This is a genomic window from Nostoc sp., from assembly GCF_036919675.1.
In the GTDB taxonomy this organism is placed as follows: Bacteria; Cyanobacteriota; Cyanobacteriia; order Cyanobacteriales; family Nostocaceae; genus Nostoc.
In genome coordinates this window covers 351,408-374,876 of sequence record NZ_JBALCP010000134.1, presented here as the reverse complement: position 1 = coordinate 374,876, position 23,469 = coordinate 351,408, and the positions used below count along the sequence as shown (strand labels likewise).

General features: G+C 43.6%; 22 protein-coding genes and 1 tRNA gene. 9 read left to right on the top strand and 14 right to left on the bottom strand.

Annotated elements, in window-relative coordinates:
• Positions 1 to 7: 7 nt before the first annotated feature.
• Both V7K49_RS31575 and V7K49_RS31570 read right to left on the bottom strand, forming a co-directional pair.
• Positions 8 to 2,398: a heavy metal translocating P-type ATPase gene (locus V7K49_RS31575; protein WP_442948714.1), complete on the bottom strand. Its 2,391-nt coding sequence runs from the start codon at positions 2,396 to 2,398 to the stop codon at positions 8 to 10.
• Positions 2,399 to 2,471: 73 nt separating this feature from the next.
• On the bottom strand, positions 2,472 to 2,666 hold the full coding sequence (locus V7K49_RS31570) for a heavy-metal-associated domain-containing protein (protein WP_334866512.1): 195 nt from the start codon (positions 2,664 to 2,666) through the stop codon (positions 2,472 to 2,474).
• A gap of 390 nt (positions 2,667 to 3,056) precedes the next feature.
• Here V7K49_RS31570 and V7K49_RS31565 point away from each other — a divergent pair, with 390 nt between their 5' ends.
• Together V7K49_RS31565 and V7K49_RS31560 are read left to right on the top strand one after the other, a co-directional pair.
• Positions 3,057 to 3,458, top strand: coding sequence for an RtcB family protein (locus V7K49_RS31565; protein ID WP_334865901.1), 402 nt, complete (start codon positions 3,057 to 3,059; stop codon positions 3,456 to 3,458).
• 3 nt (positions 3,459 to 3,461) lie between these two features.
• Positions 3,462 to 3,659: a hypothetical protein gene (locus V7K49_RS31560; protein WP_334865903.1), complete on the top strand. Its 198-nt coding sequence runs from the start codon at positions 3,462 to 3,464 to the stop codon at positions 3,657 to 3,659.
• 158 nt (positions 3,660 to 3,817) lie between these two features.
• Here V7K49_RS31560 and V7K49_RS31555 read toward each other — a convergent pair whose 3' ends face one another.
• From V7K49_RS31555 to V7K49_RS31535, 5 genes are all read right to left on the bottom strand, one after another.
• Positions 3,818 to 4,840 carry an NADP-dependent oxidoreductase gene (locus tag V7K49_RS31555; RefSeq protein WP_334865905.1) on the bottom strand — a complete coding sequence of 341 codons (1,023 nt, stop codon included), beginning with the start codon at positions 4,838 to 4,840 and terminating at the stop codon, positions 3,818 to 3,820.
• A 95-nt stretch (positions 4,841 to 4,935) separates the two neighbouring features.
• Positions 4,936 to 5,124 (bottom strand): hypothetical protein, encoded by a 189-nt coding sequence (locus V7K49_RS31550; RefSeq protein ID WP_335209151.1) that lies wholly within the window; start codon positions 5,122 to 5,124, stop codon positions 4,936 to 4,938.
• Positions 5,125 to 6,042: 918 nt separating this feature from the next.
• On the bottom strand, positions 6,043 to 7,167 hold the full coding sequence (locus V7K49_RS31545) for a hybrid sensor histidine kinase/response regulator (RefSeq protein WP_335209149.1): 1,125 nt from the start codon (positions 7,165 to 7,167) through the stop codon (positions 6,043 to 6,045).
• A 69-nt stretch (positions 7,168 to 7,236) separates the two neighbouring features.
• Entirely contained in the window at positions 7,237 to 8,538 is a 1,302-nt protein-coding gene (locus V7K49_RS31540) for an ATP-binding response regulator (RefSeq protein WP_334865911.1), read from the bottom strand.
• Positions 8,539 to 8,950: 412 nt separating this feature from the next.
• Positions 8,951 to 9,175 (bottom strand): hypothetical protein, encoded by a 225-nt coding sequence (locus tag V7K49_RS31535; protein ID WP_335209148.1) that lies wholly within the window; start codon positions 9,173 to 9,175, stop codon positions 8,951 to 8,953.
• A gap of 697 nt (positions 9,176 to 9,872) precedes the next feature.
• Here V7K49_RS31535 and V7K49_RS31530 point away from each other — a divergent pair.
• Positions 9,873 to 10,595, top strand: coding sequence for a response regulator transcription factor (locus V7K49_RS31530; protein WP_334865915.1), 723 nt, complete (start codon positions 9,873 to 9,875; stop codon positions 10,593 to 10,595).
• Positions 10,596 to 10,735: 140 nt separating this feature from the next.
• On the opposite strand, the gene V7K49_RS31525 is transcribed toward V7K49_RS31530, so the two are convergent.
• The gene (locus V7K49_RS31525) at positions 10,736 to 12,100 is read right to left on the bottom strand and encodes a lipid-A-disaccharide synthase-related protein (protein ID WP_334865917.1); all 1,365 of its coding nucleotides are present in this window, start codon (positions 12,098 to 12,100) and stop codon (positions 10,736 to 10,738) included.
• A gap of 248 nt (positions 12,101 to 12,348) precedes the next feature.
• Between V7K49_RS31525 and V7K49_RS31520 the strand changes: the two genes are divergently transcribed.
• Both V7K49_RS31520 and V7K49_RS31515 read left to right on the top strand, forming a co-directional pair.
• On the top strand, positions 12,349 to 12,489 hold the full coding sequence (locus V7K49_RS31520) for a hypothetical protein (RefSeq protein WP_335209237.1): 141 nt from the start codon (positions 12,349 to 12,351) through the stop codon (positions 12,487 to 12,489).
• Positions 12,490 to 12,914: 425 nt separating this feature from the next.
• Positions 12,915 to 14,513, top strand: coding sequence for a serine/threonine-protein kinase (locus V7K49_RS31515; RefSeq protein WP_335209229.1), 1,599 nt, complete (start codon positions 12,915 to 12,917; stop codon positions 14,511 to 14,513).
• Positions 14,514 to 14,521: 8 nt separating this feature from the next.
• Here the strand turns inward: V7K49_RS31515 and V7K49_RS31510 are convergent, their stop codons facing one another.
• Both V7K49_RS31510 and V7K49_RS31505 read right to left on the bottom strand, forming a co-directional pair.
• Positions 14,522 to 15,694 (bottom strand): CapA family protein, encoded by a 1,173-nt coding sequence (locus V7K49_RS31510; protein ID WP_334865919.1) that lies wholly within the window; start codon positions 15,692 to 15,694, stop codon positions 14,522 to 14,524.
• 436 nt (positions 15,695 to 16,130) lie between these two features.
• Positions 16,131 to 16,215, bottom strand: a tRNA-Ser gene (locus V7K49_RS31505).
• A 116-nt stretch (positions 16,216 to 16,331) separates the two neighbouring features.
• Here V7K49_RS31505 and V7K49_RS31500 point away from each other — a divergent pair.
• From V7K49_RS31500 to V7K49_RS31485, 4 genes are all read left to right on the top strand, one after another.
• Positions 16,332 to 16,568 (top strand): hypothetical protein, encoded by a 237-nt coding sequence (locus V7K49_RS31500; protein WP_334865921.1) that lies wholly within the window; start codon positions 16,332 to 16,334, stop codon positions 16,566 to 16,568.
• A gap of 18 nt (positions 16,569 to 16,586) precedes the next feature.
• The gene (locus V7K49_RS31495) at positions 16,587 to 17,453 is read left to right on the top strand and encodes a class I SAM-dependent methyltransferase (protein ID WP_335209147.1); all 867 of its coding nucleotides are present in this window, start codon (positions 16,587 to 16,589) and stop codon (positions 17,451 to 17,453) included.
• 597 nt (positions 17,454 to 18,050) lie between these two features.
• The gene (locus tag V7K49_RS31490) at positions 18,051 to 19,073 is read left to right on the top strand and encodes a serine hydrolase (RefSeq protein WP_335209146.1); all 1,023 of its coding nucleotides are present in this window, start codon (positions 18,051 to 18,053) and stop codon (positions 19,071 to 19,073) included.
• A 220-nt stretch (positions 19,074 to 19,293) separates the two neighbouring features.
• Positions 19,294 to 20,298, top strand: coding sequence for a 2-hydroxyacid dehydrogenase (locus V7K49_RS31485; protein WP_335209144.1), 1,005 nt, complete (start codon positions 19,294 to 19,296; stop codon positions 20,296 to 20,298).
• Positions 20,299 to 20,329: 31 nt separating this feature from the next.
• On the opposite strand, the gene V7K49_RS31480 is transcribed toward V7K49_RS31485, so the two are convergent.
• The 4 genes from V7K49_RS31480 to pgl all read right to left on the bottom strand — a co-directional run bounded on the left by V7K49_RS31480 (position 20,330) and on the right by pgl (position 23,324).
• Positions 20,330 to 21,073 carry a M50 family metallopeptidase gene (locus tag V7K49_RS31480; protein WP_335209143.1) on the bottom strand — a complete coding sequence of 248 codons (744 nt, stop codon included), beginning with the start codon at positions 21,071 to 21,073 and terminating at the stop codon, positions 20,330 to 20,332.
• Positions 21,074 to 21,170: 97 nt separating this feature from the next.
• Positions 21,171 to 21,326, bottom strand: coding sequence for a hypothetical protein (locus V7K49_RS31475; RefSeq protein WP_335209142.1), 156 nt, complete (start codon positions 21,324 to 21,326; stop codon positions 21,171 to 21,173).
• Positions 21,327 to 21,403: 77 nt separating this feature from the next.
• A complete protein-coding gene (locus V7K49_RS31470; RefSeq protein WP_334865933.1) occupies positions 21,404 to 22,279 on the bottom strand; it encodes an FHA domain-containing protein in 876 nt (291 codons plus the stop codon).
• Positions 22,280 to 22,601: 322 nt separating this feature from the next.
• Positions 22,602 to 23,324 (bottom strand): 6-phosphogluconolactonase, encoded by a 723-nt coding sequence (gene pgl, locus V7K49_RS31465; RefSeq protein WP_335209141.1) that lies wholly within the window; start codon positions 23,322 to 23,324, stop codon positions 22,602 to 22,604.
• Positions 23,325 to 23,469: the final 145 nt, after the last annotated feature.

Here is a 23,469-nt window from a genome sequence, read left to right as displayed (position 1 = left end):
TCTGCAATTATGAGGTAGTTTTTGGTTGAAAGTTACGCAATCTGAGGGCATTGCTAACAACAGAAAGCGAAGAAAGAGCCATCGCTGCTCCAGCGATAATTGGATTGAGTAACCAACCAAAGATGGGGAACAGAATTCCTGCCGCAATAGGAATACCAATAACGTTGTAAATAAAGGCAAAGAAGAGATTTTGCCTGATATTATTGATGGTGGCGCGACTCAGTTGAATTGCTGTGACAATTCCTTGCAAATCTCCAGAAATTAGGGTAATATCGCTAGCTGCGATCGCTACATCTGTTCCCGTACCAATAGCAATTCCCACATCAGCCTGTGCTAGAGCTGGCGCATCATTTATGCCATCACCTACCATTGCGACAATTTTAGATTTTGGACTTCGGCTTCTTTCGGCAACTCTTGGAGACGCTGCGCGTAGCTTGCTTCCCCGTAGGGGTACGCTCAAGGCAAGTCGCTCAGTCGAACGATTTGGAATTTGGGATTTTGAATTGGGAAATCTCTCTATCTCCCCTTGCAGAGATTGGATAATCGCCGCTTTCTGATCTGGACGGACTTCGGCAAAGATTCGCTGGATGCCAACTTGCAGAGCGATCGCATCAGCAGTTTTACGATTGTCTCCGGTGAGCATTACTACTTCTAAACCTAACTTCTGTAAAGCTTTCACTACTGCTGCTGATGAAGGTTTGAGGGCATCAGCAATACCCATTATTCCTTGTAGTTCGCCATCTACAGCAATCAAAATGACTGTTTTCCCAACCGCTTCCCATGCATCTTTATACTGCTGGAGAGTGATGGTGTTAATTCCAAGTTCTGTTAACCAGCGTTGTGTACCAATTTGCACTAGCTGATTTGAAACAACTGCTTGGACACCACTACCTGCGTTAGCCACGAAGTGGGTAGCCGTTGGCATCGCCTGAAAGTTCTTTGCCTCTGTTAAACTCACTTTTTGAGACTGGGCATATTTCACCACTGCTGATGCTAAAGGATGCTCAGAATTGTGTTCCACCGTTGCTGCTAACTGTAAAAGCTTGATTTCATTACCATTAGCTGTACCGTTGACAGTTACAAAGTCTGTAACTGTAGGTTTCCCCTGAGTCAAAGTGCCAGTTTTATCTAGAACGATGGTTTGAATTTTGTGTGCTAGTTCTAAGCTGTCCGCACCTTTAATCAAGATGCCATTTTCTGCACCTTTGCCCGTCCCCACCATTACAGAAGTGGGGGTAGCTAAACCCAAAGCACAAGGACAAGCGATAATCAGTACACCCACCGTTGTCATTGTTGCTAGGGTGAGGTTGCCCGTGAAGTTAAACCAAATAACGAAAGTGGCGATCGCGATCGCAATCACAGCTGGGACAAACCATCCTGTCACCTGATCTGCCAAGCGTTGAATTGGGGCTTTAGAACCTTGGGCTTGTTGCACTAGTTTGACGATTTGAGCCAAAAACGTATCATTTCCGACTCGTGTCACCCGAAACTGAAATGCACCCGCACCGTTAATCGTTGCCCCAATCACTTCATCTCCTGGTTGCTTTTTAACTGGCAAACTTTCACCCGTCACCATCGCTTCATCTACCGTCGAAGCGCCTGCAATCACTTTGCCATCTACTGGAATCTTTTCACCAGGACGCACCAAAATTACATCGTTGATTCTGACTTCGGCGATAGGAACATCAATTTCCCTACCATCGCGGATAACTCTGGCATCTCTGGCTTGCAGTCCAATGAGTTTGCGGATGGCTTCAGAAGTTTGTCCCCTAGCGCGATTTTCCAACAACCGCCCCAACAAAATTAAGGTAATGACAATGGCGGCAACTTCGTAATAAAGATGAGGTATCAAGCCCTGAGCAATAAAAAATTTCGGGAAAATAGTGACAAACAAAGAATATAGATAGGCTGCACTTGTGCCCAAAGCAATCAGCGTGTCCATTGTCGCCGTATGGCGCTTGAGGGTTTTCCAGCCATTTCGGTAAAAAGATCCACCACACCAGAACACGACGGGTGTTGTCAGCACTAACTGTACCCAAGGATTTTGCAGGAAGCTTGGAATTAAGGGGAAGTTCAGCCCAGTCATCATGGGCAACGACCCCAAAAATAGGAAAATGCTGATTACACCTCCCACCACTACCTTGAGGGAGAGTTGGCGTTGTAATGCTTGCCTACTCGCTTTCTCAGCATCATCTTCTTCAGAGAGCAATTCTTCCTGGAGTGAGTAGGAAGAGTATCCCGCAGCATCTATAGCAGCTTGAATTTTCTCCAAATTTGCTAGAGAGCGATCGTACTTGATAGCGGCTTGTTCGGCTCCAAAGTTAACGTTGCAGTCAATCACCCCAGGAACAGAGCGAATTGCCTTTTCGATGTTGTTGGCGCAAGCGGCGCAACTCATGCCTCGAAGTTTGAGTGTGAGAGTATCCATAACTAGATGAACCGCCGTGATTGATGTGGGAGGATCTTAAAGATTAAGCAACTGGATAGCCAGCAGCAGCCAACGCTTCTTTAATTACTGTTTCTGATGCTTGAGTTTCTACACTGACAAGCTTGGTTGTAGGATCAGCCTGAATGCTGGCGTTGGCATCGACTGCCTGAAGTGCTTTGGTAATGGTGCCTGCACAAGCAGAACAAGCCATATTAGGAACTGTGAGTTGGAGAGTCATAGATTTACGGGATAAAATGAACAACCTAGCCAGACCAAACTGGATGACTGAGGGACAACCGTCAACAGTCAGAAATAACTGGAAAGAAAGTCGCCTTGAATTCATCCTAGACTCTCTAGCCGGCTGGAGAGTCTAGAGAATTTTAAAAGTTTTTAGCTAAACTTCAAATTTCTTTACAGACGTAGTACATAAATCGCTAAAAATACAAAATACTACAAAAAACTTGTCTCCCGATGCAAGTATGTGTTATCAAGGCTATATAACCTGTTGTTTTCCCCACAGTTCTGGGAAAATGACCCTCCGCACCACTTGAGACGCGGCTGCTGAACCCAAGTCTCCTAAATCTCTTCACAACAAAGAGTCTTTTTTAAGGCTCTATTTGGAGTTTTCATGCAGCCAAAAAATCTGAAACGTCTCCTGCGTGCTTTAGAGCGCCAGGGTTTAGATGTTACTTACAACAATCGCACTTATTCAGTTCGTTTAGTTAATTCTCCTGATGCCCCTGTTGCAGAAGTGCTACTGCCAAAAGATTTCCCTGTTGAAGCTAAGGCACTGAAGCAGTTAGCGAATTTGGCAAGCGTCCTCCACCCGTCAGGTGGATGCGTTTGTCGTGCCTGTGCTACGCCTGACTTTCACCCAGGTGATGCGGGTGTTGCCATTGGTTCAGTCGTAGAAACTATGGGTCAGGTCATCTCTGGCGCTGTCAGTTCTGACATCAATTGTGGAATACGCCTGCATGTTGCTGATTTGACAATCGAGGAATTTCTGGCAAAGCGTGACCAATTCGTATAACGGATGAAGGGGGATTACTTCTTCGGTACGCGTAATGTGACGATGACTGCTCAGACAATGCAAGCTCTATTTCAGTACGGAGTTCCCGGTTGGCTGGATGCCATGCTAGATCAGCCTACCGGGAGTGTAGTCAAGTCTGATTTGCAACAACTTGCCCAAGAGAGCGAACGCATCTTCTTAGGTGGTTCAATGGATGTTTGACAGCACTTTCGGTTAATTGCAAATAATACTGGTTGAAACGGATGATTGCAGGTTGCTTGCATTTAATCCTGGTTCAGTTGCAATTAATCCTGGTTGAAGCGTAATTATAGTTGCAAATAATCCTGGTTTGAAAAAGTCCTGATTGCAGCTTTGGGCATTTATAATTGCAGGTCGCTACACGTAAGCACGATCTTGCCTTGGATGTGCCCACGGGCGGCTCGTTCGTGCGCCCTTCGAGCATCCGCAAGCGGAAACGTGCTGTCGATGGCGACACGAACCGTCCCGGCATCGAGTAAGCGCCCGAATTCCGCGAGCTGCGGACCGTTCGAGCGCACTTGGGTCATCGAGACCGTGACGCCCAGCTTCGCGGCCTCCTCAGCGTCGGAGAAGCCCGGAAAAACGGGAAACAAGGCGCCGCCACGCCTGAGCGTGCGCAGGAAACGACCGGTGGTGGGACCGCCGAGCGTATCGAGGACGAGATCGACGTCGTGCGCGACGTCCTCGGGAAGGCTCTTGGCATAATCGATGAATTGGTCAGCACCGAGCTCGCGCAGAAACGACTCCTGCGTGCCCGATGCCACCGCGATGACGTGCGCACCCTGCCACTTTGCCAGTTGTACCGCAATGTGCCCCACGCCGCCCGCGGCACCATTGACGAGCACTGTCTTGCCCCCGAGCGGCACGGGGCGATGCCTCTCCGGTTGGAGCGGGTTCGGTTCATCGTGCCCCAGGTCGATCAGGAACTGCCACGCCGTGAGCCCCGACATCGGTGCGCCGGCGGCACGCATGTGATCGATGCCGGCCGGCTTGCGTGCCAGGTCCGACGCAGGCGCGGCGACGTACTCGGCATAGGCATCGCTCTTGCCGTAGCTGGGGAAGCGGATCATGCCGAAGACCTCATCGCCGACGGAGAAGCCCTGCACGTCCTCGGCGACGGCCTCGACGACGCCGGACACGTCCGACCCCGGGATGACGGGCAGGGGCACCGATGGCCTCATCTCAGGAGGAAGCGCCTTGTATCCGTCGCGCAGGTACCAGTCGGGAGGATTGACGCCGATCGCCTGAACGCGAACGAGAACCTCACCGGGCTTCAGCTCGAGAACCGGTGCCTCTTCGTAACGCAGCACCTCAGGTCCACCGAACTCGTGCAGCCGAATCGCCTTCATCGTATTTGTCGGCATCGCTTTCTCCTTTCGCCGCAGATGGGTTATCCTTATCGGAGCGGTGCTCCGTATATACGGAGCACCGCTCCAATTGTAACTGCTTCTTGCGGATTCTATGGACACAGTGCAATAATTTCTTCTGGTGTTGGTAGTTGCGCTAAAAACTCTAGTACTTCTGCCATACCTGTAAAACCTGTCTGGGATATAGCATTTAGCTCACGCAGTCCCAATTCTAAAATTTGTGGCAGATGATCTTCCAGTAAATTTAAGCGAGTTGCCAATTCTTCAGGGATATTTAGCAATACAGTTCAGTTAAGCATTTCTTTTTTCTCTTAGCGTCCTTCTCTAACGAGACGCTGCGCGAAGGCGTCCTTGGCGGTTCGTTAAAAAAATTGACTTTGATTAAGAGTTTTAGCCTTAACTGAACCGTATTGGGATATTTAGAGTTACTCGCATGTTTGCTGTTTTCTTGAAGCTTTGGATTTAACTATAGCAATAAGTAGCAAAGATGAGGCAATGTGGAAAATTGCTAAGACGCTAATAGGAGCTAAAATCTAGATAGCATATGTAATATTTATCACATAAGTTGAAAATAGCGTCAGCGTAGCCCTTCGTAGACATCGCTGTTTGTCTTTGTCGGAGATAATATTTAATTTTTAATTATTATAAAAAAGCTTTGGCTATCAACAAAACCTCAAGAAAAAACACCCTGGATATTATTCCAGGGTGCATACACTTCTTTCAGGCATTAATAGGCTAAATAGTAACTTTGTAAAATAGTTATTCCTACTATCCATAGAATGATAAAAATATTTATCTTAGGACTTACGCATTCATAGGAAAGACCAGATAATGAATGATTTGAAGAACCACATCTATCGTAGGCAGAAACCATTCCTATTGCCCGAAAGTGTGGGTCTATTTACTATCAAAAAATGATTAATAAAACCTTGAAACGATTTATGCATCGTAAATGCATACCATGATTAAAATTACTATGTCTAATTCTGTCTGAAAATTTCCTAGATGTTTAATCAGTTTTGTCGGGTGCATTGTCAGGGAAGCGCATCTAAATTACTCTTGACAAAAACCTTAGTTAATGTATTAATTAAAAGCATCAGATTTATTGCTTGATCTATTTTCTAGGGATCAAAGTGATCGCACTTCTGAACCTTTAGATGTGATCAAGCAACCATAACTTGTTGGGTGAAGGAGAGAACTTAAGTATTTTTAGGTAGTTGCACAGTGAACAGACTACCTTTACCTAGTTCAGAGGTGACCTGGATAGTTCCTGCGTGCCCTTCTACAATCCGGTGGGATAGATGTAGTCCTAAGCCGCTACCTGAACGTTTATGTTTACCTTGGCGAAATCGCTCGAAAATTGTTGCCTGATCTTCTGGCGTAATCCCATATCCTGTATCTTGGATCTCAATTGTTACCAAATCTGGATTGACTGGATTAGATGATTTTTCAAAAATGCGGATTGTTATGCCTCCTGTATCTGTAAATTTGATGGCATTTGCGATCAAGTTGTTTAGCACCCGCCGTAGTTCCAAGCGATCGCCCATAATAATAGCAGCGTTTTTATTCTGTGGGTCTAATTCATGGATGTCTATTTCCAGAGTCAGTCCTTTTTCACTAGTTAGAGGACTTAGTTCGCTCACTACTTCTTGAGATATCTCACGTAAATCGCATTCTTCCCAATTCAACGTTTTTTTACCTGCCTCGAAGCGATAGACTTCTAGGAGGGTATTCACCATTTCCATCAAATTTTTGTTACTGCGAATCATGACTGCGATCGCCTGTTTCATTTCCGGCGAAATTTTGCAGAATGTTTCCATCTCAAACAAATTTAACATGCGATCGGAGGCTACTAGGGGAGTTCGCAAATCATGAGTCAGACGGGAAACAAAATCTTCCCGTTGGCGGGCCATTTTTTGTTGTTCGTCCAGACTGTGCTTGAGACGCAGCAGCGATCGCACCCTTGCCAGTAGTTCATCGGTATCAAATGGTTTACGAATAAAGTCGTCAGCACCAGCATCCAAACCTTCGACAACGCTAGATTCGTGAAAGGCAGTAATTAACAGAATTGGAATATAACTAATTGCTGGGTTATTCCGAATCCGACGTGTGACTTCATAACCATCGATTCCCGGCATCATCACATCTAACAGAATCAGATCGGGTGGAGATTGTTCAACTTGCCGCAAAGCCTTTATTCCATCTGAAACCAAATCAATTTCATAGCCCTCACTTTCTAAAATTGCTTGAACCAAAATGAGATTATCTAGAGTATCATCAACTGCGAGGATACGAAAAATTTTATTGTTTTCAACTACAGACATAATTTATCAACTTTTATCAGTTTTTTTGAAAGTAATTTATAGTTTAAATTTCGGATATCCTATTGCTGCTTACCTGGTTTGAGAAGATGAATTATGCGGATTTTTAGCAGAGCGATAAATCTCGTCGCCATCTAACTGTATAGCTGGAGCATCAGCTGCTTCAGTGAATAATCTGATTTGACGCGGCAATTCAATTTTAAACATTGAACCGATGCCTAATTTGCTCTCAAGAAAAATTTTGCCGCCCATCATTCGCACCAGCGAATCTATAATTGCCAAACCCAGACCTGTACCTGGATATTTGCGAGTGATAGTTTGATCGACTTGCCGAAATGCTTCAAAAATCCGTTTAAAATCTCTGGGTGCTATGCCAATACCTGTATCCCGAACAACAATTGTCACTCGACTTGCAGGTAGTTCCTTAACCTCAACCCAAATTTCCCCAGACTCTGTGAACTTAATGGCGTTGGAGAGCAGGTTAATTAAAATCTGTTTGATCCGAACCGGATCATTAAATACCAAAGTATTTTGCAAATCGGTTTGTACTAACAATGATAGATTTTTGGCATCAGCAAGGGAACGCATTTCACCTACAGTGAGATTTATTACCTTTGATACATCAAATATTTCCGCCTTTAAATCTAATCGTCCTGCCTCCAACTTGGAAAAGTCAAGAACTTCATTGACTAGCATCAGCAAATGCTTCCCATTATTCAAGATCCGCTCAACCATATCTGCTTGCTGGTGCGTTAGTTGACCGAACTTAGAACGAAACAGTATTTGCGAAAAACCAATAATCGCATTCATCGGCGTTCTGAGTTCGTGGGACATAGTTGCCAAAAAATGTGATTTTAGCTGTGATACCTCCAATAGCTTGAAGTTTTGCATTTGAATCTGTTGCTGTTGTCTCTGCAATTCTTGGTTTTTACGAATGAGTTGTTCATGACTTTCTCTGAGCTGCTGGTTTACCAAAGCTGCCTGCGTTTCAGCCCAATAAATCCGAATCGCACTCCGCAAAACCTGTGCCAACATTTCTGGAGATATCTTAGACTTAGATAGATAGTCTGTAGCACCAGCTTTGATTAATTGCACAGCAATTTGTTCATCTCCTTGAGCAGTTAGGACTACTGAAGGAACTTTAATTTTTAAAGAACGTAGCTGTTGAATAAAGGTTAGTCCATGCTGATCTGGTAAGCGATAGTCGAAGAAAACACAATCATAGGCAGTAGTGCTTAAGGCAGAAAACGCATCATTGCCATCGCTTACTTCAAACAGTTCCATTTGAACACCTGCTTTAGTCAGCGCATCACGGACTGCCATCCGGTCAACTTCGTTATCGTCTACAACCAAAATTTTCAGCGTCTGTTTCATCAGTTTTTATTTTTGCCGCCAAACATAGGTTGATGTATAATCTTTCTCTTTTCAGATTATCCAACTAAAGAATATAAGATTTTCGGACATTTAAAATCTCTCACTTGATTAACTAAGGCATTTTGTATAATATCCAATACTTCTCTTTAGGTTGAATTCAGTCTGTTATATTCTCAATCTGGTTAATTTACCCGAATATTGGAATTAAACGTTAATGACTAATGGCTTTAAAACAATTAGCAATTGATCAACTGAAAACTATTGCTCTGAAGACAACAGATAGAGCTGATATAAAGTAAAATAAAATACTTTACTAAGCTTAAAACAATTGTAAATGAGTCAGCAAGCGACCGTCGTCACCCATTGGTCAGAGTTGCATACCATTTATCGTCTACCATAAGCCTGAGTAGTTTTACTCATCAGATTGCTTAAACCAAGTAGATGACAAAGTACTGCCTATATTTATTTGTGAATCCGAAGTAATCCTACCTCCTGGAATTTTGACAATTTTCTGAACGATCGCCAGGCCTGTGTTAGCATTTTTTTGGCTAGCGCGGACTTCCACTGTTTGGAAAATTCCCCAGACCTTCTTGTGAACTTTGGGAAGAATACCAAGTGCTTCCAAGCCTTTTAGCATTAAAAAGATTACTTGTCCACTTTGATTGCTGAAGCGTCTAACTTGTCAGCCGTAAGTCTCCCACCATATGGACGCACGACTAATTACCTTTGGTAATTGTGCTTGAATTCCTTTTGCAATTGTCCACCAATGAGCCTGATAATTCAGGTCATATGGAAAAGAAGAGGGCGAAATCCTAACCCCCCAGCCCCAACTCTTCTATGGTTGGGGGAAAATTCAAAGCCTCTCAAAAGTAGGAAAGAGGAATGGAAGTATGGTTTTCCAGAAGCTGTGAAAAGTCAGAACTTCGATCTGTTATAATTTGTCCATTTTTGTCAGCTTTTTTTCAAAACTTTATACAAGATAATAGTAATTAACTGATGGAAGATAGCAACTAAGCGGATGGGTGTAAATAAATATAATATGGACTTTCATTGCGTTTAATTATGGCTACCTACTTCAAAGCTGAATTCTGAGCAAACGGGGCAATTTTGCACTATTCTCAATAATATTTCATACTTTTTATGTAAGTATCTATATATCTCCAGCTAGATATGTCCTCTATCTAAATACTAAAAGATCGGATGTTTCTTATTTCTATCGGTGGATGCAGACTGGTTGAAAAATCATCTATCTTTAGTTTGGGAAAATAGATAGATAGCGCTTATAAAAGGTAATACTTTGAAAGATTGCAAACAGCGTCAGAGTGAGTATAACTATGAATGAAATTAGTATTATTTTAATTGAAGATCACGACTTAACGCGAATGGGGCTACGAGCGGCATTACAATCTCACAGCGCATTGAAAGTAATTGGCGAAGCGGCAAATGCTACCCAAGGATTAAAACTTTTAGAAACAGCAAAGCCAGATGTAGCTGTTGTAGATATCGGCTTGCCTGACATGGATGGCATCGAACTCACCCGTAAATTCAAACGCTACCAAGCTGAAACTGGGCAAGGCACAACGAAGATTCTGATCCTGACAATGGATCATACAGAGGATGCTGTACTTGCAGCTTTCGCGGCGGGTGCTGATTCTTATTACATGAAAGAAACAAGTATCAGTAAATTAACGGAGGCAATCCAAGCAACTCACGGCGGTAACTCTTGGATTGATCCGGCAATTGCCAACGTGGTATTGCGGAAGATGCGGCAAGGTATTCCTGGAGAGAGCCAAACCTCTGACAAGCCGAAGACTGTAAAAATTGAGGCGCTGGCGTCAGAATATGAGCAAGTTTTGGAAACATACCCCTTGACTCAACGTGAACTGGAAATCCTAGAGTTGATTGTAGCTGGGTGTAGCAATGGGCAAATTGCCGAGAAACTTTATATTACAGTTGGTACTGTGAAAACCCATGTTCGTAATATTCTAAATAAATTATGTGCCGATGACCGTACCCAAGCTGCTGTTAGGGCCCTACGTTCTGGGTTGGTGGCGTAAGGTACTGGACAAGCAGCAGGGAACAGAGGAGGCAGAGGACGAAGAGGTAGGGGAGCAAGGAGCAGGGAGCAGAGGGGAAAGAGGTAATTTTAATTTTCCCCCTTGGCTGCTGCGCTCTGTCTCTAATGCCCAATGCCTCTTTAACCCAATCGTTCCTGTAAACATTCCGCAATGCGTAATGCGGCTCCTGGTTTACCCATGCGTCGTAGACCATTTTCGGCAATAATTTGCAAAATATCAGGATTTTTGAATAGGGACTGGACTATTTGGGAAACTTCTGCTGGCTGCTCGACTAAAATCAAAGATGAGCCTAAATGACGACTTTGAGCTTCAGCAAAGCCCGGGTTAAATTGGGGCCCATTACCGGGAATTGCGATCGCAGGTTTCCCTAAACCGATAAACTGTTCTGTGGCTGTACCTGCCATTGCGATCGCTAAATCTCCCAAATGCAGACAGTCATTATAGGCTTGTTGTGTCAGCAATAGATATGCATTCCTTTGTTTAAATGTCAAGACATTTGGATCAGAGATTTTGATAGGACATGCTGATTGAGTTTGCCAGCCTTGGGATTGCACACTTTGGGATAAAATATTAGAGTCTAAACCAGGAGCGATCGCACCTAAAAACACTACTGTGCCAGAAGTATAGAACACTGAATCTCGCTCCTGGAAACTTGCCATCAACGCAGATACGGCAATTAGAATTGTTTCCCAGTTAGTATATGCCTCTGGTGGACGGGAACCAGGAAGAAGAGTCACCATTAAAGGTCGAACTGTTTCTTGCTGTTGACTATCCTGACTATAAAATTGTTGGCGTGAAAAGGTCGGTTGCAGACCATCCATCATCGGATTACCCAAATTAAAAGTTAGAATTGGCCATTGTTTTAATATTTCCGTCGTCAGTGCATCTCTAGGGAACACTGCCTTACAACGGCGACGACTCATTAACCAACGTTCCCAAGGATGGTAAACTGAACCAGAAAAGTTTTCCCAACGCGCATCTTTGGATTTGCGTGGTAATAATCCAGCTTCATCCCGCACATAATATTCAGATTTCGCCGTACCCACAAAAGCATAATTAGCGCCACTGAAAGTTGCAAACAATAGCGGGACAATATCTCCCACAGCTAAAATTGCTCTTTTATTACCTAATTTTTTTTGAGAACTCACCCAACGGCGGACAGCTTTAATCTGGCTAAGGGTAAGTTGCAATAAACCACCGCGTACATCCCGCACTAATTGACGTCCATCCATATAAATAAAGCCGCCAGAAGGCATAGTGCGGACTGAACCGATCAGAGGGATATTCAACTGTTGATAAGCACGTCCCTCGCCCACCAGAGATAAAGCAAATATCTCTGGTGGGTTTGATTGTCGTTGGAGTTCTTGCAAAATCCGAACTGCAATTACATCTTCCCCATGACCATTACTTAATACAAGTAACCGCAAAGGAGAAGTTGCAGCTTGGGAGTTAGAGGCTAGGGATAAGCGAGATAGATTACTCATAAGAAACAAAACATCAATATTAACAGTCTGTTTGGGTAAGAGGTATAGATAGGAAAATCGGCGAAGAAGCTGGAAGTTAGTATTATCCCTATTTCTTTACTTCCCTACAACTAACACCAATTTTGCATAGGTAGTATTGTTTAAAATTCCTGGAATAGTCTTCTGTTCAAGACTTTTAATCTAAAATCCGAAATCCAAAATCTAAAATCCAAAATTGGTATAACTCCCAGTTAATTAGATTAAATATTATGCGAGTTTCTGCTACTGCAATTTTTACTTTAGCTACTTTAGCTGCTGGCAATGTCACTCAGCAAGCAACGGCTGCACCTGCTAAAACCGTTACTCCAACTGCAAAAGCTGGTAACTTGGTAATGAAAGAATTTTACTGATTTTTTGCTTATGGTTAATAGTAAGACAGCAAAACTCAGACTTGAGCAATTTGCAGGCAGAGTTGTAAATCACAGAAGCGATCCCTTTTAATGTGGCTAGAGCCGAGTCAGTGAATTGCTCTTTAGGCGTTGTAGCAAGTAGGATGTAGAATCAAGTTTCCTGCTTGACATCACGGACGTGGAAGACAACTTGAGTCTGTTTTTTCCTTCAGGATTTCTCGACTCCCGCGTTATCCTATGAAAAAGATAAAACTGTTGTGATCGTGGGGAGGTTTTTCCCGCTTAGGGAGTTCCAACAACTAAATCATCCTGTAGGATAGACAGGCAAGAACCCTGCCCTATATAAAATATGGGAAAATTTTTTGGTAATCCCTCAAGACTCAGAACTCGCTAGTTATCTGCTCACTCAAGACTCAGGATTCTCTATGTTAGCAGGCACAATTTTGCAGGATGGAAAATATACCCTAATTCAAGAAATAGGGCGGGGTGGCTTTGGCATTACGTTTAAAGCTACCCATCACTACTTGGGCCTGGAGGTGGTGATGAAAACCATCAATGAACGGCTGCGACAACATCCTGATTTCGCGAAATTTGAGCGCCAATTCCAAGATGAAGCCAGACGATTAGCTACGTGTATCCACCCAAATATAGTTCGAGTCAGTGACTTTTTTGTTGAAGCTGGACTGCCTTACATGGTGATGGAATACATTCCTGGCGAAACCTTGACAGACGCATTTGTATTACCAGGGATATCTTTGCCAGAAGCTACAGCAATTCATTACATCCGGCAAATTGGGGCAGCTTTGCAGGTAGTACACAATAACGGTTTGCTGCACCGAGATGTCAAACCAGATAATATCATCCAACGTCTTGGAACACAGGAAGTAGTGCTAATTGATTTTGGCATTGCCAGGGAATTTAATGGCAGTGTGAGGCAGACTCACACGGGTATGGTTTCTGAGGGCTATTCTCCAATTGAGCAGTACCTGACGCAAGCGCCGCGCACACCCGCCACGGATGTTTATGGTTTAGCCGCAACCTTGTATGCCCTGTTGACTGCTCAAGTTCCTATGCCAGCATTATTGCGCGATCGCGAACAAATGCCTTCCCCCCGCGAACTGCAACCACATTTGAGTGCTGCTGTCAATCAGGCCGTAATGCGCGGTATGGCGGTGGAGTCTCGTTTTCGGCCAGCGACAGTTGCTGAGTGGTTACAACTGCTACCTGGAGATGGGGTGAACATGACACCGGAAGCCTTAGCCACTTACGCAGTCCCAACTGTCAATTTATCTGCCCAACAGGCAGCATTAATTGGGAAAACTACCCAAAACCACCTTCATAGACCATCTGTGTTGGTGCAGCCCAACCCAGGCATCGCCAAGGAGACTGTAGTGGCGAAAAAACTGGGGTCATCTAAAATATTCATTGGTATAGGTGTAGCCTTGGTTGCCGCTACAGCAGGTTTTGGCATCACTAGAATCTTACCCAAATCTCAGCCGCAGCCAACAGCAAAGCCGCTTTTTGAACAGCCAACTCAAAAGCCAGCCGCGAAAGTACCTAGCTTCGAGAATGGTGAACAGACTAACACCACCTCAAGAACCGAATCAGCACCTGTTTCTAATTCCAAGCAGCGGCGGCGTAATCGTCGTTCTTCCCCGCCAGAAACTCCCAGCAACCCTACAGGAGAATCACAACGGCGTGATTCTGAACAATCCGCACCTTTACCTAAGGTTTCACCTACACCCTCGCTAGTAGAGAAACTACGGGCGATCCGGTCATCTCGTAATGCTTCCCCGGCACCATTGCCACAAAATAACTCACCTGTTTTTAAGCAAAATTCTGCCTCCCCTCAGCCTCTAAATCGATCACATCCTGTGGTTATACCAACAGCACCATCAACCGAATCCAAAGAGTCAGATCCTTCTGGTGTAGTAGTACCAACACAGGAAACGCCAAATTCACCGATTCAGAGTCAACCTCAAAATGAGAAATTTCCGGAAAAATTGGGAGATGATAACAATTAAAGGGTTCTTTATTTGATATTGCCTACAACAATTTCCCCCTTCTTATTAATTTTCACCGGATTCTTGGGAAAAGCTTGATTATTCAAATAACGCATAAGTCTTACAGTCTGAAAACGCTGATCAATATGAGGGATTCCCTGTCGATCCATCCGAACAGGAATAATTTTACTTGATACCAAATTTCCCGCTGGGTTGAGTTTAACTTCTAAAATCATTGAGTCACCCGTCTGAGCATTTGTAGATAAAGTCCGGTATCCCAGAAAATTTCCTAAAGAATAGGCAATGATTTTTCCTTTATAGATTTCCATCGCTCTGGGAACGTGAGGGCCATGTCCTAGTACTAAGTCTGCTCCCGCATCAATCATGTTTCGAGCAAACTTGATTGAATTACCTCGGTTTTCTCCATAAAAAAACTCTGTCTGATTCTTAACTTGTAGTGCCCCCGTTCCTTCGGCGCCAGCGTGCATCGATACTACTATAATCTTGGCTTTCTTTTTGGCTTCTGCTACGAGTGCTTGGGCTACTCCTAAATTATGGATGGAATTATATATTTCATAAGGAGAAAACCCGATCATTGCCACAGAGATATTGTTAGCTTTCAAATAGAGAATTTGATTTTTATGACCTAATGTTGCAATGCCCACAGCCTCAAGATTTTTCTTTGTATCTTTAAATCCTACTGGGCCAAAGTCCATTGCATGGTTATTCGCCATATTTAACACATTAAAACCAGCTTCAGCAAATAGCTGGGCATATGCAGGTGGGGAGCGAAAGGCAAATACTTGTCCACGACTAATATCTTTGGCAGTGTAGGGATAATTAGTTAAGCTACTTTCAAAGTTACCAAATAAGATATCAGATCCTTGCAACTGAGTTCTCACTGACTTTGGTAATAATTGATCTCGAAAACGGGGTAATCTATAATTAGGGAAATTAGTGCCGGGAATAATATCTCCAACGGCTTTGATGGTAATAGTGTCTGGAAAGGTTTGTTGTTTTGTTGTTGATGGCGTAAGTTCAGGGATAGGTAATGGAAATTGCACAGGCTCGATAGGTGTAGTAGCAGCGTTTAATCGCTGTGATTGCCCAAGCCGGATAATGACTCCTATACTAATACCCAGATATAAACAGACGCTGATAAAACTAAATGAGAGCACTCTCCCCATGCTGTGATTTGCCATTGTTCACTCCTCACATGATGGCATTAGTTTATCCCAAAAAAACTCAAAGTTTTAATGCCTTAGAACTCAATATCTGAGTTTGCAAAGGAATTAACTGAAGAATTACGCAATACGCCTAGAAGTGAAAGTCTGTTTCGGTGTAGATGAAAATATTAGCGCCCACGAATTAGTAAACGAAATTTTTATAGATTTGTTGACTAAAGCTAATAACCAAATTAGCGAAAAACATCAAAGCAATCTGATTATTCAGTCCAATAAGATTGAATAAATTAATATTTATAATAGTTCGGAATTTATAGAATATTTTAAATTTTGTGGCAATAATGAATATGATGTTGCGTATACTTATGATTTAACCATAGTTACATAACTTAAACTAATTAAACCAGATGACTTCAAGCTTAAATAATTGAAATGCTTGCAGAATAAGGTAAAACGGAGAGGGGGGGATTCGAACCCCCGTTGGGTTTCCCCAAAACGCATTTCGAGTGCGTCACCATCAACCACTCGGACACCTCTCCAGCTATTTATTTACAGATTTGAGTATCTATTCTATACTCATATGCTATGAAGTAAGGGAAATTTTAGCAGATTTCCTAAACTACTATAACATTATCGCTTTTTATTGTGTAACGGAATGCTCCGGCAACGCCCAAGCCCAAGACATTTCCGATTATCGTGGTTGGCGCAATTACCTAGCGAGTCAATCACACCCAGAGATATTTTTCTGGTGGTGTTGGCGCAGCGTCTCGTAGAGAAGGCTGATCCTCAGATTGAGGTCAATTTCTTACATCAACTAAAAATTACTCTACCCGATTGCTACGAACAAGTTTGCAAACGTTGGTCAGAATTTCAACCAAGTCTAATACCCTAAAACTTACTTTATTCATCAATGCTGAAGTCAAAATCAATCAACATTCCCAAACCAACTCGATATCAAAATGCGGCGATAGATTATTATATGGGAATCACAGATTCCTCCTATCTCCATTACGGCTATTGGGAGCCACTACCTACTGCGGGTGAAGAATTGACTGTAAGTCGCCTGCGTGCGGCGCAAGTTGCTTATGCAGCCAAGCTTTTGAGTTTTATTCCAGAGGATACAAAAACTGTGCTTGACGTAGGTTGCGGTATCGGTGGGAACGCAGCATATTTGTGCTCACGCGGTTTCACTGTTGAGGGATTAGCACCCGATGTAATCCAACAAGAGAAGTTTATCAAGAATACCAACTCTCAAGTACCTTTCTACTTAACGAGATTTGAAGATTTTCACACTTCACACTCCTACGACCTAGTTCTGTTCAGTGAAAGCAGCCAATATATTGCTGCTGACGATTTAGCTCAAGGTGCAGCTCGTTTATTGAGTAGTGGTGGCTACCTATTGCTTGCGGATATGATGCGCTCTGATGCTGGATATCAAAAGGGCATTTTTTCTAATTGTCATGTTGTTAGCGAACTTCAGGCGGCGTTGATAAAAGCTGGATTCAAGTTAATTAAGACTGAGGACATTTCCAGCCAAATTGCACCAACGATTGACTTGGGTGTTGATAACTTCCGGACTTTTGGGCTGACTACCATCAAATATATTGCGGATGTCGTAGCGATCGCACTCCCACCATTACACGCGATCGGTCGTTTAGCGTTCAAACGCTGGCTGGAAAAGCCGATTGTCGAGGGGTTAGCAGCACGCACCATTTTTGATAAGCATCTCTGTTATGAAATTCAACTCTGGCAGTTAGCAATTCATCAGGTTAACTAAGAGGATGTTTGAAAAGTCCTAAAGTATACTAAAAACCCTACTTCCATTCCTCTCTCTCACTCCTGAGAGGCTTTGAAATCCCCATTCTCTTGTAGGGAAGGGGGGCTAGGGGAGTTAGGTTTTAGAGTACCAGAAATACTTTTCAAACATCCTCTAAGATGACCTCTGAAACAAACACCCAACCTGTTGCAGATAAATCTCCTGTAGAACTTTTAGAACAGTGAGAAAATCCTCAAAAGCCAATGAGCATTAGTCATTTTGTAGTCTTTAGTTTCCGTTTTTTAATTGGTTCCACTACAAGTGCTTTTTTTATCCCTCTCGCCATGTATAAATCATTGCTAGCGAAATTAAAACAGTAATCATAATCTATTAATATTTGTATAAATACATAATTAATTGATGTGCTCTATGCATATTTTATATATTCAACCTTGTGTTTTTTTGCCACAATTCTTGTTTTCAATATTCTAGGTAATGTGTTATTAATCTCTCTTGACATGGGATATTTTAGGGATTACTATGTCAATCAATCCGGATTTGATTAACTTCTTTGGAAAATCTCTGTAAATAAATCCAACACTATCCTCACAGCACTGCATGAAACTACGCTGGTTCTTACTGAGCCTTACAAGTATTCTTTTACTGTCGTCCCCAGTAAAAGCGAATCCCAACACAAATCAAGTTGGCAACGTAAATGACTGGAGTGCAAATCAATATAATTTACAATTACCAAAACTTCAATTTATTCCTCCGGTTCCTCTAAGCGATCCTGTCAACCGAATAAATACTTCTAAATTCACTGGTTTAGTTCCTCTGGGACGCGAGATATCAGAACTAAAAACTCCTATCAAAGCATTAATGGAGCATTATAAATTCCTCACTCCCGGAATGTTTTTTATGGACTTACAAACCGGGGATTATTTTAGTTTTAATGGTGATAAAGCTTTTTCTGCCGCTAGCACAATTAAATATCCTATTTTGATTGCTTTGTTTCAGGAAGTAGATGCAGGGAGAATCAAACTAGGTGAAACTTTAGTGATGCGACGGAAACATGTCACTGGCGGTTCTGGAGATATGCAGTATCAACGAGTCGGAACTAAGCTTAGTCTCTTGCAAACTGCAACTAAGATGATGACTATTAGCGATAACACTGCTACAAATATGATTATTGACCGTTTAGGTGGTGTATCTAAATTAAATCAAAAGTTTCACCGTTGGGGATTGCAAAGCACTGTAATTCACAATCTGCTAGGAGACTTTAAAGGAACTAATAAAACTAGTGCAAAAGACTTGGTACGACTGTCAGCTTTGATTACAAATAATCAGTTAATTTCGATGACAAGTCAATCCCAAGTTTTAGGTATTATGATTCGTTGTCACAATAGAACATTGCTCCCATCTGGCTTAGGTTATGGTGCAAATATTGCTCATAAAACAGGTACTCTGCGGTTTGTACTAGGCGATGCGGGTATCATTGAAACGCCATCAGGTAAGCGTTATTTAGCAGGAATTTTTGTCCGAAGACCGAATAATGACAATAGAGCTAGGGATTTTATTCGTCAAGTTTCTCGGGTGATGTATGGCTACTTCGAGCAGCCAAAAGTCAGTCATTTACCTTAATTATTTATTGGGTATGAAGCATAATTAACACTTAATTTTTGAGGGAAACGTTTGAGTTTAGTACTCACCGAGAAAATTGAATCGCTTACACCAACACCAATCCTGAAGACTGGCAATGTTCAAAGCTGTGATGCCGAATAGCCCGTCATAGACATCGCTTCTCTAACTGCCAAGGTATTATGTAGTCGAATACCATGCAGCATACAGCTTGAGGTTTTGCATGAAAGTAGCAGTCTTCAGTACAAAAGTCTATGATCGGCATTTTTTGTCAGCTGCAAATTCTCTCACCCAACACGAATTAGTGTTTTTTGAACCCCGTTTAAATCGGGATACTGCTATCCTCGCCACCGGATTTCCGACGGTTTGCGTATTTGTGCATGACCAAGTTGATGCCCCAACTTTAGAGCTTCTCGCCTCATGGGGAACTCGGCTGGTTGTCCTTCGCTGTGCAGGGTTTAACAATGTAGACTTACAAGCCGCAGCGGATTTAGGAATTACTGTTGTGCGTGTTCCTGCCTATTCACCCTACGGAGTAGCAGAACATGCTGTAGGATTGATTTTAAGCTTGAATCGCAAAATTCATCGTGCCTATAACCGTGTCCGAGAAGGCAATTTTTCCCTAGATGGACTGTTGGGATTTAATTTGCATGAGCGCACAGTGGGGATTGTCGGCACTGGCAAAATCGGTCTGATTTTAGGACAGATTATGAAGGGGTTTGGCTGTAACCTACTCGCCTATGACGTTTATCACAATCCAGAATTGGAGGCGCTAGGTGGAAAGTATGTAGAACTACCTGAGCTATTTGCCAACTCCGATATTATCTCCCTGCATTGCCCCCTGATTCCCGAAACGCATCACTTGATTAACGCTGAGGCTATCAAACAGATTAAGTCAGGCGTGATGCTAATTAACACTAGCCGAGGAGCGCTGATTGATACCCAAGCAGTGATTGAGGGATTGAAGTCTGGTAAGATTGGCTATCTCGGTGTGGATGTCTACGAACAAGAATCGGAATTGTTCTTTGAAGATTTGTCTGGCGAAATTATTCAAGATGATATTTTCCAACGTCTGACAACGTTCCCCAATGTACTTATTACCGGACATCAAGCCTTTTTTACAGTAGAAGCTCTCTACAATATTGCCGAAACAACTGTTGCTAATATTGCTGATCTTGAACAGGGTCGTGCTTGTGCAAATGAAATTCGCGCTCAACCTTCAGTTTAAGTAATGCTTGGCGCTCGCTAAGGGAGCATATTCATTTTGAACGATAGGCAACGCGGAGACTTTGGACTAAAATCACCAGAGATGCGATCGCCATCAAACCGCCCCAAAACCAGTAAGGTAAAAGCAAATACCGCTGCATTTGCGCTGTATCAGAGAGTCCAAGGGGGCCAGCAGAGCTACTAAATAGATAATCAAGTTGATGGTACGTACTCACACAAGCTTGTACACCCAGCAATTGAATGGCAAACCCTTGGGCCCAGCGAGGTGCTCTCAGGGCGATACCCAAGATTATTAAACCCAGTAAGGGAATTGCCACCAATCCAAACCAGGAACGCACCCAAATTAATGTAGAAAACAGCAAAAAACTCCCTAATATTTTTAAACTCAGGGTAGCTGTGGTAAAACTGCGGGAAGCCAGAATCAAAGCTGCACCCGCAAGAGGCGGCCCCATTGGCCCTGCTGCTGCGACCATTGCTGGGCCAATTGGCCCCAATAACGGCCGGATGCCATAAGTTGCGACACCGGAACCATTGCTAAAAATCTGCAACTTCTGAAACTGTCCCCCTAATAGGAGTGCCATTAAGCCGTGACCCATTTCATGAAACCAAGTTGCCAGGATTGTAAATGGGTATAAGATATAATCCCCTCCTGGTATTTGCCACAGTAAAGCAGTTGCGATCGCTGCTGCAATTAGCCAGGTTAGCCCCATACGTTCAACAACTGGCGGGGCTTCTTTGGTGAGCAAGGGTTTAAAATTTTTGCTTGGTTCCTTCATTGGTCACTCAATTTTGGATTTTAGACTTCGACTTCTCTACGAGACGCTGCGCGAACGCTCAGTCGAACGATTTTAGATTTTTCGGAAAATTCAAAATCTAAAATTGGCAGTGTATTTTCATCCATCCTAGTGTAATTATTAAGGTAGTGGGGTTGCTGGGGAATGCAACAATTCGCACATCAAAGCGACGGCTGTAAACTATGGCGCTATCAAGAACAACATAGTTATCCGTCGCTTGTCTGATGCGGTTCATTTGTTTATCCTCCAAAAGGAATGCCGGAGGATGGGCAGAAAACGCCTAGACTGATGTCACAATTGATCGAGAATCAGTTAAGCAAGTTGAAACAGGAATGTCATTAAGTCTCCTTTACCCAAGCTGATGCGATCGCCTGGTCGCAAGCGGTGACGATTCCCCGGTAAGAGCGGCAAATTATTAATGTAGGTGCCATTGGAACTTCCCACATCCTCTACATAGTGAGCGTCTCCCTCGACGCGAATATCTGCATGAATCCGCGAGACAATTTCTGAATTGGGAAATCCTGAAACATCTATATCAGGGGGAATCCGGTCATTCAGCTTGCCGATATGAATCACAGAGAGATTTTGCGGCAATTCAATTAACCGATCACTTTGAACGTGGATTAACCGCGCTGTAACCTGCTGCAATTGCGTTCTGGCAGCAGTTGCAGTTGGTGCTGCTGCTGGCGGGGGTAGTTCGGCTTCAGAGGCTGGCGTTGGTTCCAAAGGTGGTGGAGTCGGAATAGTTTGTCCAGAAACTACGGGTTGAGCTACAACGGTTGGCGGTGGTTCTGGGAGGCTGCTTTCTGTAACAGATACCTGTGGTGGAGCTACTGGGGTAACTGCTACCTCTGTTGGTGGTAAAGATGAGCCGGAGGGATGGGAATTAGTAGAACCGCTTATTCCTAAAGCATCTGGTTGTAAAAGTTCTAACAGTGGATCGGGTGGATCTAACTGCGGAACTTCCACAGGAATATCGGGAGTAACTGTTGCAGCTACCGCAGTATGAACATGTGGAACTCCTGCGGAGTGAAGGTTATAGCCACACTGACCGCAGAATGCAGCATCTGCCTGCACAGTTGCCCCACAACTGGGACAGTTAGTAGTCGCGGGTAAGGGTGTATAGCAAGCTTCACACTGGACAGCGCCGTCAGGGTTAGGATGATTGCAATTAGGGCAGACGATCATCGATATTTAGCCTTTGTTCAAGATCATCATAAATATAGGTAGGACTGGCAAGCAGAGAGCGGCCCTAGCTTTAGATTCTAGCAATTACTGCTGATGGAACAATGAATTGGACGCTCTGACGCGAGGAAAGGAGCATACTTCTCTACGAGAGGCTGCGCCAACGACTGCGCTCAGTAACCAGAGGAGCAGAGGGGAAGTTACAGTAAGTCTTTCTGCCCCTTTGCACTGCCTCTTGCGCCCAATACTTCGACGCCGGCTCCATCGAGCGTTCGCGTAGCGTCTCGTAGAGAAGCCGAGATGCTCAGTACAAGTGCCCCATTGTTTAATGTTGGAGTTCCAAACCTGCTGCCGCATCCAGCAGCCACCAAAGTTCACCTTGGGGCTGAATTAAGCGAGATGGGTAAGTGAAGTCATCCGCTACAGGTGCAAAGACTTGCGCCAAAGCTGGTCGTTTATTAGCACCAGCAACCAGAAAAATCACGCTGTGAGCAGAGTTGATAAAGGGGTATGTGAAACTTATCCTGAGGTTTCCATTTTTGTTACCCACAGTCAGCAGACGATCGCGTACTTTGAGAGCCTCTGTGTGGGGAAACAAAGATGCGGTATGTGCATCATCACCCATTCCTAGTAATACTACATCCAATGAGGGAAACTCGACCCCAGGAGAATTGAAAAATTCTTTGAGTTGTTGTTCATACTTAGCAGCAGCCAGTTCTGGATTGGCTTCTAAAGTTGGTACGGGATGAATGTTAGCCGCTGGGATGTCAACACGATCTAGCCACGCACGACGCGTCATCAGTTCATTGCTATCGGGGTGATCTGGTGGTACGTAACGCTCATCCCCCCAAAATATATGAATTTTATCCCAAGGCAGTTTTTGATTAGCGATCGCTTCGTATAACGGTTTAGGTGTACTACCGCCAGATAAGGCGATGCTAAACCGCCCCCGCTGCTCAATGGCAGTTTCTAACTTGGACAGAATTAATTCTAGCGCTCGTGCAACTAGTGCTGGCTGATCCGGTAGAACTTCAACGGTTTTGTTCATGGCTTCATCATATTGCTGGCTTCCAGCAATACAATACCGAACTTATTACAATCCTCCTTTTGAAATTTTGAAACATTTAACATCGTGGATTAAGTAGGCTGGAAAAATATAGACGCTCATTATCATTTTTAACGGTGAGTTGTCA

What these genes read in the sequence shown, in the direction of transcription:
- V7K49_RS31515 (WP_335209229.1), top strand. Translation starts at nt 12,915, where the DNA reads ATGTTAGCAGGCACAATTTTGCAGGATGGAAAATATACCCTAATTCAA.
- pgl (WP_335209141.1), bottom strand. Translation starts at nt 23,324, where the DNA reads ATGAACAAAACCGTTGAAGTTCTACCGGATCAGCCAGCACTAGTTGCA.
- V7K49_RS31475 (WP_335209142.1), bottom strand. Translation starts at nt 21,326, where the DNA reads ATGAACCGCATCAGACAAGCGACGGATAACTATGTTGTTCTTGATAGC.
- V7K49_RS31485 (WP_335209144.1), top strand. Translation starts at nt 19,294, where the DNA reads ATGAAAGTAGCAGTCTTCAGTACAAAAGTCTATGATCGGCATTTTTTG.
- V7K49_RS31510 (WP_334865919.1), bottom strand. Translation starts at nt 15,694, where the DNA reads ATGGCAAATCACAGCATGGGGAGAGTGCTCTCATTTAGTTTTATCAGC.
- V7K49_RS31500 (WP_334865921.1), top strand. Translation starts at nt 16,332, where the DNA reads ATGCTCCGGCAACGCCCAAGCCCAAGACATTTCCGATTATCGTGGTTG.
- V7K49_RS31540 (WP_334865911.1), bottom strand. Translation starts at nt 8,538, where the DNA reads ATGAAACAGACGCTGAAAATTTTGGTTGTAGACGATAACGAAGTTGAC.
- V7K49_RS31555 (WP_334865905.1), bottom strand. Translation starts at nt 4,840, where the DNA reads ATGCCGACAAATACGATGAAGGCGATTCGGCTGCACGAGTTCGGTGGA.
- V7K49_RS31530 (WP_334865915.1), top strand. Translation starts at nt 9,873, where the DNA reads ATGAATGAAATTAGTATTATTTTAATTGAAGATCACGACTTAACGCGA.
- V7K49_RS31480 (WP_335209143.1), bottom strand. Translation starts at nt 21,073, where the DNA reads ATGAAGGAACCAAGCAAAAATTTTAAACCCTTGCTCACCAAAGAAGCC.
- V7K49_RS31560 (WP_334865903.1), top strand. Translation starts at nt 3,462, where the DNA reads ATGAAGGGGGATTACTTCTTCGGTACGCGTAATGTGACGATGACTGCT.
- V7K49_RS31490 (WP_335209146.1), top strand. Translation starts at nt 18,051, where the DNA reads ATGAAACTACGCTGGTTCTTACTGAGCCTTACAAGTATTCTTTTACTG.
- V7K49_RS31545 (WP_335209149.1), bottom strand. Translation starts at nt 7,167, where the DNA reads ATGTCTGTAGTTGAAAACAATAAAATTTTTCGTATCCTCGCAGTTGAT.
- V7K49_RS31565 (WP_334865901.1), top strand. Translation starts at nt 3,057, where the DNA reads ATGCAGCCAAAAAATCTGAAACGTCTCCTGCGTGCTTTAGAGCGCCAG.
- V7K49_RS31495 (WP_335209147.1), top strand. Translation starts at nt 16,587, where the DNA reads ATGCTGAAGTCAAAATCAATCAACATTCCCAAACCAACTCGATATCAA.
- V7K49_RS31525 (WP_334865917.1), bottom strand. Translation starts at nt 12,100, where the DNA reads ATGAGTAATCTATCTCGCTTATCCCTAGCCTCTAACTCCCAAGCTGCA.
- V7K49_RS31520 (WP_335209237.1), top strand. Translation starts at nt 12,349, where the DNA reads ATGCGAGTTTCTGCTACTGCAATTTTTACTTTAGCTACTTTAGCTGCT.
- V7K49_RS31575 (WP_442948714.1), bottom strand. Translation starts at nt 2,398, where the DNA reads ATGAGTTGCGCCGCTTGCGCCAACAACATCGAAAAGGCAATTCGCTCT.
- V7K49_RS31470 (WP_334865933.1), bottom strand. Translation starts at nt 22,279, where the DNA reads ATGATCGTCTGCCCTAATTGCAATCATCCTAACCCTGACGGCGCTGTC.
- V7K49_RS31570 (WP_334866512.1), bottom strand. Translation starts at nt 2,666, where the DNA reads ATGACTCTCCAACTCACAGTTCCTAATATGGCTTGTTCTGCTTGTGCA.
- V7K49_RS31535 (WP_335209148.1), bottom strand. Translation starts at nt 9,175, where the DNA reads ATGCTAAAAGGCTTGGAAGCACTTGGTATTCTTCCCAAAGTTCACAAG.